The 16,576-nt window shown below is 66.2% G+C and carries 17 protein-coding genes; 3 read left to right on the forward strand and 14 right to left on the reverse strand.

Features of this window, described 5'->3' with window-relative positions; genetic code table 11:
* Positions 1-5: 5 nt before the first annotated feature.
* Together AAF184_02395 and AAF184_02400 are read left to right on the forward strand one after the other, a co-directional pair.
* Complete coding sequence (locus AAF184_02395; GenBank protein MEO0421155.1) at positions 6-638, forward strand: hypothetical protein; 633 nt, start codon at positions 6-8, stop codon at positions 636-638.
* Positions 635-1,537 (forward strand): hypothetical protein, encoded by a 903-nt coding sequence (locus AAF184_02400; protein MEO0421156.1) that lies wholly within the window; start codon positions 635-637, stop codon positions 1,535-1,537. Before AAF184_02395 ends, AAF184_02400 begins: the two co-directional genes overlap by 4 nt.
* 25 nt (positions 1,538-1,562) lie before the next feature.
* Here AAF184_02400 and AAF184_02405 read toward each other — a convergent pair whose 3' ends face one another.
* Positions 1,563-2,096 carry a hypothetical protein gene (locus AAF184_02405; protein MEO0421157.1) on the reverse strand — a complete coding sequence of 178 codons (534 nt, stop codon included), beginning with the start codon at positions 2,094-2,096 and terminating at the stop codon, positions 1,563-1,565.
* A 16-nt stretch (positions 2,097-2,112) separates the two neighbouring features.
* On the reverse strand, positions 2,113-3,858 hold the full coding sequence (locus AAF184_02410; GenBank protein MEO0421158.1) for an oligopeptide transporter, OPT family: 1,746 nt from the start codon (positions 3,856-3,858) through the stop codon (positions 2,113-2,115).
* Between the two features lie 76 nt (positions 3,859-3,934).
* On the opposite strand from AAF184_02410, the gene AAF184_02415 reads away from it, so the two are divergent.
* Positions 3,935-4,381, forward strand: coding sequence for a DUF2007 domain-containing protein (locus AAF184_02415; protein MEO0421159.1), 447 nt, complete (start codon positions 3,935-3,937; stop codon positions 4,379-4,381).
* Between the two features lie 2 nt (positions 4,382-4,383).
* Here the strand turns inward: AAF184_02415 and AAF184_02420 are convergent, their stop codons facing one another.
* The 12 genes from AAF184_02420 to AAF184_02475 form a co-directional block, all read right to left on the reverse strand.
* Complete coding sequence (locus AAF184_02420) at positions 4,384-5,310, reverse strand: hypothetical protein (protein MEO0421160.1); 927 nt, start codon at positions 5,308-5,310, stop codon at positions 4,384-4,386.
* 201 nt (positions 5,311-5,511) lie between these two features.
* Complete coding sequence (locus tag AAF184_02425) at positions 5,512-6,423, reverse strand: hypothetical protein (protein MEO0421161.1); 912 nt, start codon at positions 6,421-6,423, stop codon at positions 5,512-5,514.
* Positions 6,424-6,470: 47 nt separating this feature from the next.
* Positions 6,471-7,256: a hypothetical protein gene (locus AAF184_02430; GenBank protein ID MEO0421162.1), complete on the reverse strand. Its 786-nt coding sequence runs from the start codon at positions 7,254-7,256 to the stop codon at positions 6,471-6,473.
* Positions 7,231-7,797, reverse strand: coding sequence for a hypothetical protein (locus AAF184_02435; protein ID MEO0421163.1), 567 nt, complete (start codon positions 7,795-7,797; stop codon positions 7,231-7,233). Before AAF184_02435 ends, AAF184_02430 begins: the two co-directional genes overlap by 26 nt.
* A 199-nt stretch (positions 7,798-7,996) precedes the next feature.
* Entirely contained in the window at positions 7,997-10,126 is a 2,130-nt protein-coding gene (locus tag AAF184_02440) for a molybdopterin oxidoreductase family protein (GenBank protein MEO0421164.1), read from the reverse strand.
* Positions 10,127-10,277: 151 nt separating this feature from the next.
* Complete coding sequence (locus tag AAF184_02445) at positions 10,278-11,132, reverse strand: universal stress protein (protein MEO0421165.1); 855 nt, start codon at positions 11,130-11,132, stop codon at positions 10,278-10,280.
* A 12-nt stretch (positions 11,133-11,144) separates the two neighbouring features.
* A complete protein-coding gene (locus tag AAF184_02450; protein ID MEO0421166.1) occupies positions 11,145-12,629 on the reverse strand; it encodes a SulP family inorganic anion transporter in 1,485 nt (494 codons plus the stop codon).
* Between the two features lie 79 nt (positions 12,630-12,708).
* Positions 12,709-13,701 carry an alpha/beta fold hydrolase gene (locus AAF184_02455; protein ID MEO0421167.1) on the reverse strand — a complete coding sequence of 331 codons (993 nt, stop codon included), beginning with the start codon at positions 13,699-13,701 and terminating at the stop codon, positions 12,709-12,711.
* The gene (locus AAF184_02460) at positions 13,698-14,024 is read right to left on the reverse strand and encodes a DUF1330 domain-containing protein (protein MEO0421168.1); all 327 of its coding nucleotides are present in this window, start codon (positions 14,022-14,024) and stop codon (positions 13,698-13,700) included. Before AAF184_02460 ends, AAF184_02455 begins: the two co-directional genes overlap by 4 nt.
* Positions 14,025-14,071: 47 nt before the next feature.
* Positions 14,072-14,653, reverse strand: coding sequence for a TetR/AcrR family transcriptional regulator (locus tag AAF184_02465; protein ID MEO0421169.1), 582 nt, complete (start codon positions 14,651-14,653; stop codon positions 14,072-14,074).
* A gap of 71 nt (positions 14,654-14,724) precedes the next feature.
* Positions 14,725-15,897 carry a diguanylate cyclase gene (locus AAF184_02470; GenBank protein MEO0421170.1) on the reverse strand — a complete coding sequence of 391 codons (1,173 nt, stop codon included), beginning with the start codon at positions 15,895-15,897 and terminating at the stop codon, positions 14,725-14,727.
* Positions 15,898-16,078: 181 nt separating this feature from the next.
* Positions 16,079-16,501 (reverse strand): DUF6524 family protein, encoded by a 423-nt coding sequence (locus AAF184_02475; protein ID MEO0421171.1) that lies wholly within the window; start codon positions 16,499-16,501, stop codon positions 16,079-16,081.
* Positions 16,502-16,576: the final 75 nt, after the last annotated feature.

A 16,576-nucleotide genomic window follows, 5' to 3' on the forward strand; every position in this document is an offset into this window, starting at 1 on the left:
GCGCTTTGGCGCGTCTATTGGCTCACGCCGCCTCTGCCGCCGCCGGCCTGTTGTTATTCCCCGTGATAGGTGGCACGGCACCGTGCGCGTGCGATTGGGAGCAGGCCTTGGATGCGTTGGGCACCGCGCGGATAATCGTCGAGGGTAAGGTCCAGTCAGCGCAGCGCAGAGACGACGGCACGATCGAGTTCACCTTGGCGGTGGAGCGGGTGCTGCGCGGCGAGGCGGTCGACACCTTGTCGCTCGTCGCTATGGCGCCGGAAGACTGCGGCGCGCCGGTACGCCTGGCGTACGGCGACACCTACTTCCTGCGCGAGCCCCAAGCCACACTCACCACGTGTGACTCCCTGCGTCTGATCCAGGAGCAGGAGGGTGGCCGGGCGTACCGCCTGAACGAGGCGTTGGATCTCGTGACCTCTCGGAAGCCTTTCCCGGGCGACGAGCTGAAGCAACGCGTAGAGCGTACCTTGCGCAGCCTCGATCCGGCCGAGCTTCGCGAGTTCTTCGACATCGTTGACCGACTCGACCCTGCCTACGGGGTACGAGCGGGCGCGGACGGTGCCTTCAGCTACCGCGATCTTCGCGTACGCCTCAGCCCCGAAGGTACCTACCTGGCGCTGGAGGAGGTGTCCGAATGAGGACGAGGGTAGGCGCGCTGTCGCCGCTTGCACTCCTTCTGCTAGGGATGCTCGCGGCGCCCGCCTGGGGCTGTTCGTGTGCGGCGACGTCGCTGGCGGGGATCTACGAGCGGGCGGACAACGTGTTTCGCGCACGTATCACGGGCGGGGAGATGCTGCCTCCTGGCGAGCGCTTTCGCGACGCCGTGCTGATGCGCTTCGAGTTGATCGATCGCTTCAAAGGGACATTGCCCTTCCAAGCCCTGCAAAGCGGTGGCTTCGGCGGTGCCTGTGGCGTCTCTCTGCAGGTCGGCATGGAGTTTCTGGTGTTCGTCGATGACGACGGTTGGGTCAACACCTGTGCCGGCACGCAGGCGCTTGGCGGCGAGTACGGGCGCTACGGCCGCATGTCGTTGGCGTTGTTGGAACGCTATCGGCGCGGTGAGCTCGCCGAGCTGCAAGATCCTTGGCTCTTCGCCACCTACGGGGATCGTTGCCTGCTGCGAACGCATGTGGACTTTCCAGCCTTTTCGACGCCCGCGGAGTTGGCGATCAGCTTCCGTCCTGGGCCACGGCAGGAGTCGCCAGGGCGCGCGCAGCTGGCGCTCTCGCTGCCGACGCAGCGTGAAGACCCGGCGGCGGGGCCACTCCTACTCCAGGTGGGTAGCGCCCAGTGGTCCGCGCCGTGGACCGCCGCAGCCAGTCGGCGGGGCTCCGGTGGCTACGCCCTCGAGGGGGATGCGGTGCTGGCCTTGGTCGAGTCCTTGGCGCAGTCCGCGGCTTTGCACCTGCGCTTTGAGGACCCGCAGCACGGCCCGATCGCGCGCGAGCTATGGACGGGGCACGCGCGGGAGTCCTCGGCGCAATTCAGCGCCTGCGTCGGTCACCTCCGGGAGCGAACGGCCGCGGAGAGGCGCTAGCCGCCTGAGGCTCTTCAACAGGCGGCTAGTGGGCCTGCACGGCCTCCAGGCGACGTAGGGCGTGCTCGAACTGCACCTGCGCCTTATCGAGGTATGTCGATACCTCATCCAGATAGCCGTCTGCGGAGGCCGACCACACGCGGTTGATGTAGCGCTCGCCCGCCGCGAACTCGCTCACGATGTCCGCGTAGGCCTGCAGGCCGTAGAGCTGTGCCAGCGTGTCGCGCGCGTCGGCGAAGCGCATGAGGTCACCGCGGAAGAGGCGATCGATTTCGAAGCGCAGCTCGAAGGGCGGCACCGCATCGCCAGCGCTGCGCAGCTCCGTCAGGTTGCTCACGATGCTCGAGAGCGCCTGCTCCAGCTCCGCGCGATCGGCCGTGAGCCGCGTCGAGTTGCGGGCGGCGCTCGCCTGCGCCTGCTTGATCTGCTGCACGCCGAGGGCGGCGATGACCACCGCCGGGACGAACCAGCGCCAGTTCGTGCTGTCCGGGTCGAGGGCGGCCACGTAGGTGCCGGCGAGGAATCCGATGATCAGCAGTACGTATCCACGTCCAATCATTGCTAGTTCTCCCGGCTCAGCTGCCGAGCACGGCTTGCACGGCGAAGCCAACGCCCACCAACGCCTCGCCCACGATGAGTCCCGCCGCGATCGGTATGCCCACCGATTCGCTCCATTCGGCGCCCATCTGGCGATCGGCCACGATGCGCGTCAGGGTGCCGAGGGAGTAGGTGAGCACGATGTTGAAGGGGAGGTAGAAGCCGAGGCCGACGGTGACGCCGAGTCCGCCCTGCACAGCGGAGAGCAAGGCGCCCAGGAAGGCGCCGGCGATGTACTTCTCCACCGGCACGTCGCCGCCGAGGATACCCTCGATGGTGGCCGCCAAGGCCTGCCCCTGCGGCGCCGGCAGTTCCGGGCTGCCGAGGCCATAGGCTTCGTGCAACACGAAGACCAGCATGATCACGACCAGTGGGCCGAGCCAGGCACCTAAGAATTGTCCAAGCTGCTGCTTGCGCGGGGTGGCGCCGACCAGGTAGCCGGTCTTTAAGTCCAGCATCAGGTCGGTGGCCTGGGACATGGCCACGCAGGTGGCAGCGCCCACCACCACGGCCGCCACGATGCGATCCACCGACGACTCGAGGCCGGAGGTCACGAGAATCAGCAGGGTGATGCCGATCAGGGTCATGCCCGAGAGCGGCGACCAGTTGGTGCGGCCGATCGCCTCGGAGAGGATGATCCCCGACATCCAGATCCACAGGGTGCCGAGCACCGCCATCGCAAGGCCGCGCAGCAGCCCAACCGACTCCACCGACAGCACCGCGATCACGCAGAGCACGACGGCCGCGCCCGCGATGGCGAAGTAGAGGAGCTTGATCGGCATCTCGTCGCGGGAGATCGCCGCTTCGAGCTTCGCCGCGCTCTGCATCGAACGAATGGCGCTGATGATCAGGGGCAGGGCCAGCACCACGCCGGTCATGGCGCCGCCGATCAGCATGCCGATGCCGATCGGGCGGAACAACAGGCCGCGCAGGGCCTCGGGGTCGCGAATGATCTCGCCTGCCTCGGTGGTCGGCAGCATGCCCGTGGCCGCGAGCAAGGGGGCGATCAGGAAGTACACGACGAAGCCGCCGATGATGAAGGCCACACCGCCGCGACCGGCGATGAATGCCACGCCCACCGTGAGCAGTGACAGGTACCAGGTGATGTTGGTGTACTCGGGCAGGCCGAGCATGGCGCCCATGCCCCAGTTACTCACGCCGTTCGCCTGGCTGAAGTAATGCACCAGGCCGCTCACGAGCGCAGCACCGATCAGCAACTGTGCCTTGCGCACACCCGCGCCGGGAGATTTCAGGATCGTCGCCACCGCCACACCACCGGGGTAGGTGAGGCGTTCGAAGTCGATCATCTGCTTGCGCAGGGGGATGATGAAGGCGATGCCGAGGAAGGCGCCGGCGATGCAGCCGAAGGTGAGCAGCACCGGGTTGAACTCGTTTCCATAACCCAAGATGAAGATCGCGGGCACCGAGAACATCATCCCCGAGGACGCGCCGTTGACCGCCGACGCGACCGTCTGCGCCACGTTGTTCTCGACGATCGAGCGGCGTCGCAGCATGCCGCGCAGGATGCCGAAGCCGAGGATAGCCGCGAGCTCCGAGCCCTCGATGGAGAAGCCGAGCTTGAGCGAGGCGTAGCCGATGGAGACGGCGATGATGGCGCCCAGGAACCAGCCGACGATGACGGCGTGCCAGGAAAGCTCCGGGTAAGGCCCACGACGCAGGCGATCGTCCATGAGGGGACTCGCCGCTGACACAGTCTCGGCCACGCGCTGCACTCCTTCGCTTTGCAGTCGTCCTGAACAGTCCGCCTGCGGGCGTGAGAGCAGGCGTGGATGCTGGCTGATGGAACCACAACCGGTCGGGTCTGTCATCCACCGCGGCAGCGAACATCGGGTGCTGGCGCCGCCGGGGCGTGCTTATGGCAGACTATGGTGCGTGGCGCGCAAACTTCACACCGCAGACAACCTGATGACCATCGTCCACCTCAAGAACATCCTCGAGGGCGAAGGCATCGGCTGCACCATCCGCAACCAGTTCCTCTCCGGCGCCCTCGGTGAGATTCCCGCCTTCGAATGCTGGCCGCAGCTGTGGGTGACCAAGCCGGCCGACTGGCTGCGGGCGAAGGGCTTGCTGAGCGAGTTCCTCGCCCAGCCGGACGGCGAAGAGGCCGCGTGGCATTGCACCCAGTGCGGTGAGCACATCGACGGCCAGTTCGCCGAGTGTTGGCAGTGCGGCGCGCCGTGTCCGAGCGATAGCGTCGAGCCGGCCCTGCAGCGCCCCGCGCGCTGAGCTCACTCGAGGGCCATGCCGCTCAGCTCGAAGTCGTACTTCGCGTTGATCTCCACCAACCGCTGGGCTTTGTAGTTCAGTCGACGCAGGCGCTGGAACAGGCGATGGCCAATCGCGTCGATATCGAGTGCTACGAAGGAATCGGATCTCGCTTCATCCTCCACGCGGCGTGCGGTCTCCGGGTTCTGGAAGGCGGTGCCGATGATTGAGCTCGCACCGATCTTGTGATCGGGGTTGAGTCCGGAGAACACCTGCTCCTCGATCACGTCGTCCACGTCGAGTCGGATGGCTTCAGCGGCCCGCTCTGCGATGTTGAACGCAATGCCCGGGATGTCGGTGAGCGTCTCGCTGGTCAGCGTGGCGAAGCCGACCTCTTCCCTCAGCAACTGCACGAACGTGTCGTCAGCCGCCTCGCGTGTGGCGTCCAGGATGGCATTGGGCGACAGGCTGGGGTTGCGCTCCAACACCATGACGATGATCCCGAACAGCATGGGTTGCTCCTCGTCCGCAACGAACTCCACGTCGGGCACCAGCATCGTCGGGTCGTCTGGTTTGCGCGAGAACACGTAGTCACCAAAGGGGTTCAACTGGACCTGACCCGGCCCGTTGAAGGGATAGTCGCGAGTGTCGCGGACGTCCACGAAGATGCTGGCCGGGTCACCGAAGCGCGCGCGGAAAGCGATGCCGATGTAGTAGATCTGGTCGGGCGCCGAGCAGAACCAGCAGTCTTCGACGATGTTGAAGGTGGTGTTGCTGGTGTAAACGAAGCGAACGGGTACGGTCGGATTCTGGGCGAGCGCCGGCGCAGCGCCGATGAGGGTGCCGAGGAGTGCGCAGCACAGCAGCAACGCGGTGCGCGCACTTCGCAGCGCGTCCTCGTGCGCGGCAAGGTGGAGTGGGCGGTAAGAAGGTCGTTGGTTCGTAGGCATTGCGTGTCTCCGGCGCCCTGTTGGCGTTCTGTGCGGGTCGTCGGCGAGCCCATGACTCGCCCTTATCGGTTGACCGCTATCAGGCGGCTCATTGAGTACACGTAAGAAACCCACGAAAGGGCTCAAGCGAGGTGCTTTCCCCGCCCGTCAGGGTGCCGGCAAGTGCGAAGGGAGGGCGCGATCGGGGGCGCGAGCGCCCGCTCAGCTGTCCAGCGATCGTCCCAGGAGGGAGAGCGAGAGCACCGCTGCGCTGTCGCGAATCGCACTCGCCTGCCAGTCCGGGTTGGAACGATCGTAGGCGACGATGGCGAGGTCGAGGAGGTTGCTGGGGGGCAACTGCGCGTCGCGCGCAAGGATGAGCAACAACGGTTTCTCCATCCCCTGCGCCATGCCCACTTCGTGGAGCACATTGGCGTTGGCGCTCGTCAGGTCCGCCAGCACCGTGCCCGACTTGCGTATGAGCAAGCCGATCAACGCCTGATAGCTCTCTCGGGCGAGGCCGCCCCAGGCGCGCAGTGCGTGTAACCCGAGTTCCCTCAGCAAGGGTCGATAGAAGTCGCTGAAGTAGGTGTCGAAGGGGGGCTGGAAAGGCATGGCGACGAAGGCCGTGCGCGCTGCTGTCGCCACCGGCGCGATGACGGCGTGCAGGAACTGTAGCCCCGCGGTGTGCAGTTCATCCGCTGACACCCAGCCGTTTTCTTCGGGCGTGACGGCCGTTGCGAACGCATCCAGCGCCTCGTCGGCAACGCCCATGTTCTGAAGGAGCCCTCGCGCCGTCTGCTCCGCCTTCGCTGCCGCGTCCGGATCGACGTCACGCAGGATCACGCCGTGGAACGCCGTCGCGGTCATCAGGGCGGCATCGCGTATCGCCTCCGACGCCAGGGCGACCTGGAACAGGGTCTCCTGCATCACGCGCGGTGTCGCGTCGGGCGCGGGCGGCGTCGGCGGGAGGATGGGCAGGCAACCGATCTCCTCGAGGAACGCGTTCATCCGACCCGCCAGCACCGGGTAGTACGCCGCCGCGTAGCGCGCGGGCGCGCCGGACAGAAAGTACCCGAGCATGCCGCCGTTGTAGCGTACGTACAGGGGATCCAGATCGTCCGGGTGTTCCACCTGATCGCCCTCCAAGTTGCTATGGCCAAGCCAAGGGGTAAGCCCCTCTAGGGGCCTGCCTTCTCCGCCGACGCCCCCACCACCGTGAACAACGCCTTCGAGGCCTCCCGTATCTCGCGCTTCTTGGTACTCAACGCCCGACGCGCCTCCACACACGCCTCCGACCGATACCGCGCCTCCGATCGCCCACAGGAGCGGTCTTTGCGCGCCTCCAATACAAGCTGCTCCTCGAATAGCGCCACGCGAGGATCGATCGACTCGGTCGCGCCTTCTCCCTCCGGCGCCAACGCCAGTACCACGGGGTTAGGGAACAGGTTCTGCCCCGCCCCCGTCGACAGGTCGATGACCGCCATGCTGGCCACGACGCCACCTGCCAGGGGCACGGAGGCTGCGGCGAAAGCCCCCGAGAAGCCAGATCCGCCAAACCCCAAGGTCACCACCTCGCCCGCCCAGGCTCCGACGAGCGCGGCGCTGGCGACGGTCAAGCCGCCACCCACCACGGTGTTGCCGATGACCGTGCCGTTCAAGGATGCACGCTGCGTGCTGTGCAGCACCAGCAGCTCCACAGGCTCATAACCGTCGTAGGTAATGGTGGCGACAAACTCGTCGGCGCGGGGGCGCGCGATGGCGCACGGCGTGCTCGGACACTCGGCGGGCTTCCCGGCGGTCGTTCGCGTGATGCTCACCTGCGCACCCTGCGGCACCGTATCGACGAAGAAATAGTCCGTCGTACCTCGGTTCACCGTGGTGCACGCGGCGAGCTGCGTGAGGAGCACGGCAAGCAGCGCTGCGCGCAGCGTCGCGGCCTTAAGGAACTGCGGGCATCGTGTCATCGGTGGACTCGCCTCCTGTGGCCGCCGTGGTCGGCGCGAGAAACACGGTCACCGATCGCGGGGCCACGTTCAGATTGGCACCGCTCACCGCGTCGATGACGCTGCCCGCGCCGTAGGTGGCGAGGCCCGTGAGGCCGCTCGCGCCGCGCAGGCCGACCTGGCCTCCCTGGGGCGTACCGACGACCACGTAGCTGCCCGGCGGCAGGCCGGCGATGAGCGTACCCGGGGGCACGACATCGTTGCTCGTGGTGGCGGAGGAGACGACTCGGTAGCTGATCGTTTGGTACCCCTCGAGCGATACCGTGAGGCGACCGACCGAACGCCGGGGCACCTCGATCGAGCAGGGCGTAGGGTTGCAACCGTAAACGCCACCAGACGCGCTAGCGGACGCGTCGTCAGTTGACACGGGGATGTCCGAGACCACCCTTGCGCCTTCAGGGAAGGTGGTCACCGTAAGCGTATCGGTCGTGCCTCGCACGACGGTGGCGCACCCGACGAGGGCCGTAAGCGCGAGGGCGAGCAAGAGGGCTTTGCGCATCATGCGCGCATACTGACCACGAGGGTCTCGCGGATCAACTGCCTGCGCAAAGTGATCAAACCGTGACGGACGCGGCGTGGTCGGTGTCTTCGCTCGTGCCGCGCCACCTTCGCTGGCGCGCTATATGGTCCGGCGCCCGAGGGTGTTCTCGGCCAAGCAAGGGAGTGCGGATCGCTGAGGGCGACCCGCACTAAGCAGTTGACTAGCCCGCGGCCACCTGCACCAGGTTATCGGAGAAGGTAGGTGCGTGGCCCATGTTCACGAACTCGGCCGAGCTGATCGAGTTCACCGTGCCCGGCCGGTTCAGCTGACGCCAGTAGCCGAGCGTGGCCACCACCACCCCCGCGTTCACGTCATCGCTCACCCGCGCCACGCCTTCGAAGGCGCCACGGTCATTGAATACGCGGACCTTCGCGCCGTCCGCGATCCCCCGGCTCGACGCGTCGGCCGGGTTGATGATCACGAACTGCTCGCCCTGGCCTTTGATCTTCCAGTCGAGGTTGGCGTAGCAGGAATTCAAGAAGCCGTGGCTCTTCGGCGACACGATGTTCAACGGGTATTTCGCTGCCAACTCCGGGTTGGTGGCCGGGCTCTCGCGTGGCGGTACGTAGTCGGGCAAGGGATCGATCTCCGTGCCCGGCTGCTTGTGGTCGTACATCTGGCGGAAGGGGCCAGCCACGAAGTCACCGCCCGCCGCCCCTGAGGCCTTTAGCTCCGCCTTGCCCGAGGGCGTGGGGAAGTTGCCTTGCGCGTGGGGCGCGCGATCGTCCCGCCCGCCGATGCTGAGGTGGGCGTAGCCCTGCTCGCGGAGCAGGTCGAGGGTGATGCCTTCGCAAGCAGGGGAGTTCCAGTCGATGTAGTGCTCCAGGCACTCGCTGTCCGACCACTTGAAGTTCTCTTCCTCGTAGCCCATCCGTGCGGCCAGGCGACGGAAGATCTCCTGGTTGGGGATGGCCTCCCCCGGCGGCTCGGCGCACTTGGCGTTGTAGGTGAGGTAGTTGTGGCCCCAGGAGAGGATGATGTCCTCCATCTCCGCCCCCATGGCGGCGGGCAGGAGGATGTCGGCGTAAGCCGCCGTGTCCGAGATGAAGTGCTCGGCGGACACCACGAACATGTCGTCGCGCTTCAGGCCCTCGATGATCTTGTTCGTCTCCGGCGCCTGGGTGACCGGGTTGGCGTTCCAGCACATAAAGGACTTGATTGGTGGATCCAGGGGCGTCTCGCCCACTAGCGCGCGGCCGAGCTGCAGGGCGTTGACCACGCGCGTGCCCTCGGGGATCAGGTCCGGGCGGCAGATGACGTCGAAGGCGTAGGGGTGCTCCCACACGGGCATCTGGTAGATGCCGCCGCCTACATTGCGCCAGGCGCCGGTGATCGCGGCCAGGCAACACACGGCGCGGATGGTCTGACCACCGCCCGCGTGACGCTCCAGGGCGACGCCGATGCGAATAGCGGCGGGCTGGGTCTTGGCGTACTCGCGGGCGAGCTGGCGGATGGTGTCGGCGTCGACGCCGGTGATCTCGGCGGCCCACTCCGGTGTGCGGGTACGGGCGCGTTGGGCGAGTTCGTCGAAGCCCTCCGTGTAGTTGGCCACGTAGTCCTTATCGATGAGGTCTTCTTCGATGATGACGTTGAGCATGGCCATTGCCAGAGCGCCGTCCGTGCCCGGCTTGGGCGCCACGTGCCAATCGGCTTCCTTCGCCGTGCGCGAGCGATAGGCATCGATCACCACCACCTTGGCGCCGGCCTTCTGCGCGTCCTTCACCACGTGCCAGTGGTGCAGGTTGGTGCTGACGGAGTTGCAGGCCCAAATTACGATGAACTTCGAGTGGATGAAGCTCTCCGGGTCCATGCCGCCGCTCGGGCCGTGGGTGAGCAGCCAGGCGGTGGCGGAGCCTTCGCCGCAGAAGGTGCGCTCGCACACGGTGGCGCCCATGCGGTTGAAGAAGGCGTCGGCGCCGTTCAGGCCGTGCACCAGGCCCTGATGGCCGAGATAGCTGTAGGGCAGGATCGCCTCGGGGCCATGCTCGTCGATGATCGCCTTCCAGCGGTCGGTGATCTCATCGAGGGCGGCATCCCAGGTGATGCGCTCGAACTTGCCTTCGCCCTTGGCGCCCACGCGGCGCATCGGGTAGAGCACGCGATCGGGATGGTAGTGGCGCTTCTCGTAGTCCTTGAGCTTGACGCAAAGACCGCCGCGCGTGAGCGGATGCTCCGGATTGCCCCGTACGCCCGTGAGCTTGCCGTCTTCCACCTCGAACAGCATGGAACAGGTGTCAGGGCAATCGTGCGGACAACCCCCGAAATGCGTTTCCTTCTTGACTGCGACCACGTTCGACCCCCAGCGAGTGCGTTGACGATGCAACTCACCGTACAGGAGTTCTCCGGGCGGTGGAACGTGGAGGGATGTTGCGCTGCGATCGCCCCTCCGGGCAAGGCGGTCAGGAACTCGGGCAGGCTAGCAAAGGCGGTTGGCGCAGGGCCTAGCGGAACAGCAGCACTGGCACGCGGCACAAGCGCATCATGGTGGTGGTGGTCGAACCGATGATGAGGGTGCGTATGCGTGAGTGGCCGTAGGCGCCCATCACGAGCAGGTTGGCACCACCCTCGTCGACGGCGCTCGCGATGACCTGTTCCGGCTGGCCGGCGCGGATGGCGGTGCTGACCTCGCGTCCTGCGGCCTGCAACCGTGCGACGGTGGCGTCGAGGTGCTCGCGCATCGCGTTGTTAGGCTCGCCCACGTACAGCAGCTCGCACGCCACGCCGTTGAAGATCGGGCTCTGCTCCATGTAAGCGATGGCCTTCATCACGCTCTCGCCGCCATCGAAGGCCACGACCGCGCGCTCGACGGGCGTGAACGCGCGGGCGGCCACCATCACCGGCTTGTGGCATGAACGCACGATACGCTCGAGGTTGGAGCCGAGGTGGGTGGAAGCGAAGTCCGCATCCTCGCCGCGCTTGCCGATCAACACCATGTCGGCCGTGGCCTCATCGGCGCCGACGGTCTCCACGATATCGCCGAAGCGCAGGCGGGTGGTGATTTCATCCACGCCGGCGTCACTTAGGATCTGGCGGGCGTCGTCCAGGATGGCGCGACCGCGCTTTTGCTGCAGCTTGGCCATCTCGCCGTCCAGTTCGGTGAGCTCGTTCAGCAGGGTGGACTTGGCGCCGAGGCTGATGTTGCCGCTCAGGTTACCGCCGCCGCCTTCATTGCGCCGACGAGCTAGCACGTGCAGTAGATCGACGGCAAAGCCCGCGCGCTGCGCGATCCACACGGCGTGTTCGCAGACGCTGCGCGAGTAGATCGAGCCGTCCACCAGGGCGAGTAGCTTAGACATGGGTGAGGCTCCTCAAGTGTCCATGAGGGCGTCCACGCCGCCCGGTTTGTCGTGCAGGGCCAGCTTGTCGACGATCGTCTCCGAGGCCTCGTTGAGGCCCACCAGCTCCACCTCCGCGCCCTCGCGGCGGAACTTCATGACGATCAGGTCGAGGGCGGCTACGCTGGAGACATCCCAGATGTGCGCCCGGCTCACATCGATCACTACCTTCTCCAGTGCTTCGCGAAGATCGAAGGCCCGCGTGAAGGCTTCGGAGGAAGCGAAGAATAGCTGACCTTCCACCTGGTACACGCGCTTCGTGCCGTCCGCCGAGAGCGTGGAGCTGACGCGGAAGATCTGGGCGATCTTGCCGGCGAAGAAGATCCCCGAAAGCAGTACGCCGAGGAGCACGCCGATGGCGAGGTTGTGGGTCAGTACCACACCCGCCACCGTGGCGAGCATCACGGTGGACGCGCTGCGCGGATGGCTGCGCAGGTTGCGCAGGGACGACCAACTGAAGGTGCCGATGGACACCATGATCATGATCGCCACCAAGGCGGCCATGGGGATGCGCGCCACCCAGTCGCCCAGCACCACGATCATGAAGAGTAGGAACACGCCCGCGCAGAAGGTCGAGAGGCGCCCTCTGCCGCCGGACTTCACGTTGATCACCGACTGGCCGATCATCGCGCACCCCGCCATGCCGCCGATGAAGCCGGTGGCGGTGTTGGCGAGGCCCTGGCCGATGCACTCCTGGTTGCGATCGCTACGCGTGTCGGTGAGATCGTCCACGATGGTGGCGGTCATCAAGGACTCGAGCAGGCCGACGGCGGCCACGGACGCGGAGTAGGGCAGGATGATCTGGAGCGTCTCGAGCGTGAAGGGGATATCGGGGATGAGGAAGACGGGCAGCGTTGAGGGCAACTCCCCCATGTCGCCGACGGTGCGCAGATCGAGTCCCAAACTGATGGTGATGGCCGTCAATACCAGGATGCACACGAGGGGGGACGGCACCGCGCGGGTGAGCCGTGGGAAGAGGTAGATGATGGCAAGCCCTGCCGCCACCATGATGTAGGTGAGCGGCGGCACACCGATCAGTTCCGGTAGCTGCGCGATGAAGATCAGGATGGCGAGGGCGTTGACGAAGCCCGTGATCACCGAGCGCGAGACGAAGCGCATGAGCGTGCCCACCTTGAGCAGGCCAGCGCCAATCTGGATCAAGCCGGCGAGTACCGTCGCGGCGAGCAGGTACTGCAGGCCATGCTCCTTCACCAAGGTCACCATCAGCACTGCCGTCGCTGCGGTGGCCGCCGAGATCATCCCCGGGCGCCCGCCGGTGATGGCGACGATGACGGCGATCGAGAAGCTGGCGTAGAGGCCGATCTTGGGGTCTACCCCCGCGATGATCGAGAACGCGATGGCTTCGGGGATCAGGGCGAGGGCGACGACGAGGCCGGCGAGCACGTCGGCGCGCACGTTGCCGAACCACTGATCGCGATAGCGGTAGGGGGAGATCATGGGGGTGCCAGGTGGGGAGGGCGGCGTAGTGTGCCACAGGTCACGCGGCGCCAAGTGTCGACCAGGGCGCTAGGTGAGGCTACAGCGTGAGAAAGGGCAGGAGCTTGGGAATGACCTGCTCATGGGCGTCTTCCTGGATGTAGTGACCGGCATCGTCTATGCGATGTACTTGGGCGTCAGGAAAATCGCGTAGCCAGTAGTCGTCCAACATGTCGGGCGTGAACGCGACGTCCTTCATCGGCCACGCGATGAACACGGGCTTGTGCCTGAACGCGGGCACTAGCTCGCGGTGTATCTCATCGAGGTAGTCGCTCACCTTCCCCTGGGGCCCGCTCGGAATCTGCCGCGGGAATACCAGCATGGACGTGCGCGAGGCCCAGTTGGGGTGGGGCGCCAGGTAGGCAGCCTGGTCCTGCTTGCTCAGGCGTTGCGGATGCACCAATCCGGCCTTGAACAGAAAGACCTTCACGAAGGCGTTCATGCCCTTGACCATCACCTCGCCCACCCCTGGTGTGCAGAAGAGGGTGAGCGGCAGCGGCAATGCCGTCGCCATCTGCGGGCGATGGCAGAAGGTGTTGAGGATGGCCAGGCTGCGCACCCGTTCGGGATGGCGGGCGGCCCAGGTGAGGCCGATCGGGCCGCCCCAGTCCTGCACCACCAGGGTGGCATCTTGCAGGTCCAGCGCCTCGAGGAGGGCCTCGGCGCGGGCGCCGTGTGCCGGTATCTCGTACAGGGAAGGATGATCTGGCTTCTCCGACCGGCCGAAGCCGAGGTGGTCGAAGGCGATCGCCCGGTGGCCCTGCGCCACCAGCGCGTTGATGAAGCGTCGGTACAGGTAGCTCCAGGTGGGGTTGCCGTGCACCAGGATCACCGGGCGGGCATCGCGCGGCCCTTCGTCGATGTAGTGCATGCGCCCGTCGCCGCTCTCGAACCACTTCGGCGCGTAGGGCCAGCTGCCGCCGAAGGTCCAGTCATCGAGCTGAGCGTCCTCTCGCGTCCGCGCTTGGGTCGATGCCGAGGACGTTGTCGAGGCGGGTGTTCTCGTCTCCTTCACGAGGGCCAGGCGACTCATGCGGGTTCTCCCTGCGCGGCCGGCACCACGATCAGCGTGGAGCCATCGGTATTGGTGAGTTCCTGGCGGCGCTGGATCAACGGTTGGTAGGCGGGGTCGTCGTACCACGCTTGCTGGGCGGCAGCCGACGGGAACTTGAGCACCACCGTGAGGTTGCGGTCGTACTCCCCTTCGAGCACCTGGGCCTGTGCGGAGGCCGCGATCACGGTCGCGCCGTGCTTCTCGTTCAGCGGCTGCAAGGGCCCCGCGTAGTCACGCATGAAGGTGTCGCGGTCCGACACCTCGAGTTGCGCGATCAAGTACACCTCGTGGTCATCCGTCATGGTCATCTCCAATCTTCACTGATCAGTGAATTAAATGCGAAAAAAAATCAACCGAGCTTGGCCAGGGCCTCGCTGGTGAGGTCTCGCAGAACAGCCTTCGAGGCGCCACCCCGCCCGAGTACGCAAACGCTCACGTGGATCCCGAGGAAAAACCTCGCCAGGGTCCGCGAGTTGGTGTCTGGGGGCAGTTCGCCGAGGGTGAGCGCGCGGTGGATCGTCTTGCGGTAAGCGCCTTCCACCCGACGAAAGAAGCTATCGAGCTGCTCGCGGACGTCGGGGTCGCCCGCGATGGGTTCGCGCGAAGTGTTGCACATGAGGCAGCCGAGGCGTCCTTCGGCGGTGTCGGCACCGTCGACCATGCTCAGCAGGGTGCCGCGGATCGCGTCCGCGCCCAGGGCCGACCGCTCTAGCGGCTGTAGGATCGGCCCCACCACCGCCGTCTTGAAGTCCTGGATGGCTTGCAGCAGTAAGCTCCGCTTGTCGCCGAAGTCGTTGTAAATCTGTCGCCGGTTCAGGCCCGAACCCGCCTCCAGGTCTGCCAAGGAGGCCTCGGCGTAGCCCTTCTCCAGGAAGGTGGCGAGCAGGCCCGCGCGCGCGTCGGCCTCGTCGTACTGTTTGGTGCGTGCCATTCGCAGACCATATTCACCGATCGGTGAATTTGCAAGTGCGAACGGGCGAATCCGGGGCCCGCCATGAGGGTTCAGGCGGACTGACTGCTGGCTAGGGACTGTCTGGCGGGTGAGCTGTCGGCGGACATCACGACGCGGTCTCGACCCGCCGCTTTTGCCGCGTAGAGTGCCTTGTCGGCGGCACCCATCAGCGTGTCCGGATCGCTCGCGGGGCTGGCCACGGCGGTGGCGACACCGATGCTGACCGTGACGTGGGGCTGGGTCTGCGAACTTAGATGAGGCAGCTGCAACGCCGTGACCGCTTGGCGAACGCGCTCCGCGAACGCCTTGGCGCCGTCCGGGGTGGTGTCGCGCAACAGGATGAGGAATTCCTCGCCGCCAAGGCGGCAAGCGAGGGCATCACGGTTGTGGGTCAGCCCCTCGAAGAGCTCCGCGAGGCGACGCAAGCACTCATCTCCGGCCTGATGCCCGAGCGCGTCGTTGTACTGCTTGAAGTGGTCGACATCGCACAGGAGCACGCCGACCTGCCCGCTGCTGCGGCCAGCCCAGGCGGCTTCGAAGGCGTCCGCCAGGGCCCGTCGGTTGGCGAGGCCTGTGAGAGGATCGCGATCGGCGAGCTTCTCCAGCTCGCCTACCAGGCGAGAGTTCTCCAGGCGGGATCGCTCCGCTGCCACCAATGCCGCATGCACGCCGCGACTGCTCTTGAGCAGGGTTGCGAAGTAAGCGTACCAAAGCAATAGGTAGCACCACTCGTCGAAGCTGGACGGCCTGATAGCGAAGGGCACCGTCACCATGAACGGGACGGCGAAGCAGATGAAGGCCAGCCGTGATCCGGCCAGCGAGGCCACCGAGGCGCCCACCAGGCCGGCGATGGACAGGTTGGCGAAGTGATTGCCGGCGAGATCGAGGTGTGTGGTGCTGACGATGGTCAAAAAACACCAACCGAGGCTGGCCACGAGGGTCGAGGCGGCGTAGAGCCGCTCCCACATCAGCCTCGGCAGGCGTTGTTGGTGGAAGCGCCGCGCAAGGAAGAGGCCGTAGCGAAAGCTGAGTCCCGCCCCGATCAGCGATAGCCAGCCCGCGATCGATGCCATGGGCAGGCGAGACCAGTAGTACGCGAGGTCGATTGCCGCCAGCACCAGCGATCCGGTGATGGCAGGCAGAGTCTGCGAATAGAGCACCGCGACGAGCCGCTCGTGGAGCTGGCCATCGATTCGTGCGTCAATTGTTGCGTACTCAGCCATGACCGATCTTCCTGCGAGACCTGCGTAGTGTCTACGCGCTGCGTTGCGCGATCAGGAACACCGGCACACTTCGTGCACCGAGGTTTCGTTTGGAGCGGGCACCGCGGTCGATCCGAGACGCAGGTCGCGCTTTGAGGGCGGGCAGCCCCGGGGTGTTGAGCAGCTGGCGCTCGGGCAGTCCCTAATTGTCGGGATCGTCCGTATCCACCTGCCCGGTGATACGCCGCCGCACGTGTGACCACGACAGCCCCGTCGCCAGCAGCGCAGCCAAGGACAGCTCCGCTGTCCAGATCATCTGGCCGCGCCCGGACGGCATCACGAAACCGCGATCGACCAGTAGCCAGACGAAGGTGCCGAAGAATCCGGCCGTGAGCAGCACCCCGAGGGGCCCTAGGGAGCGCCAGGTGGCGCGGAAGAAGATCACCCATCCGATCAGCAGCACCACCAGCACGAACCAGTGCTCGGGACCGGTCGTGCCCGCCGTGAGGTTCGCTCGCAGCCACTCGATGTAGTTGTACGGCGTGGGGTTGTAGGTGGCGATGACGAGGCCGAAGGCGGCGATGAAGCGCAGCAGCACGCCTTGCAGGGTGAACGAGTTTGCCATGGGGGAGCTCTTCCGGTGAGTGGGCACGGCCGGACCTGGCGGGCGCCGACGCTGGCGCGATGATGGCGGGCGCCG

It is taken from the genome of Pseudomonadota bacterium (genome assembly GCA_039815145.1).
In the GTDB taxonomy this organism is placed as follows: domain Bacteria; phylum Pseudomonadota; class Gammaproteobacteria; order Steroidobacterales; family JBCBZW01; genus JBCBZW01.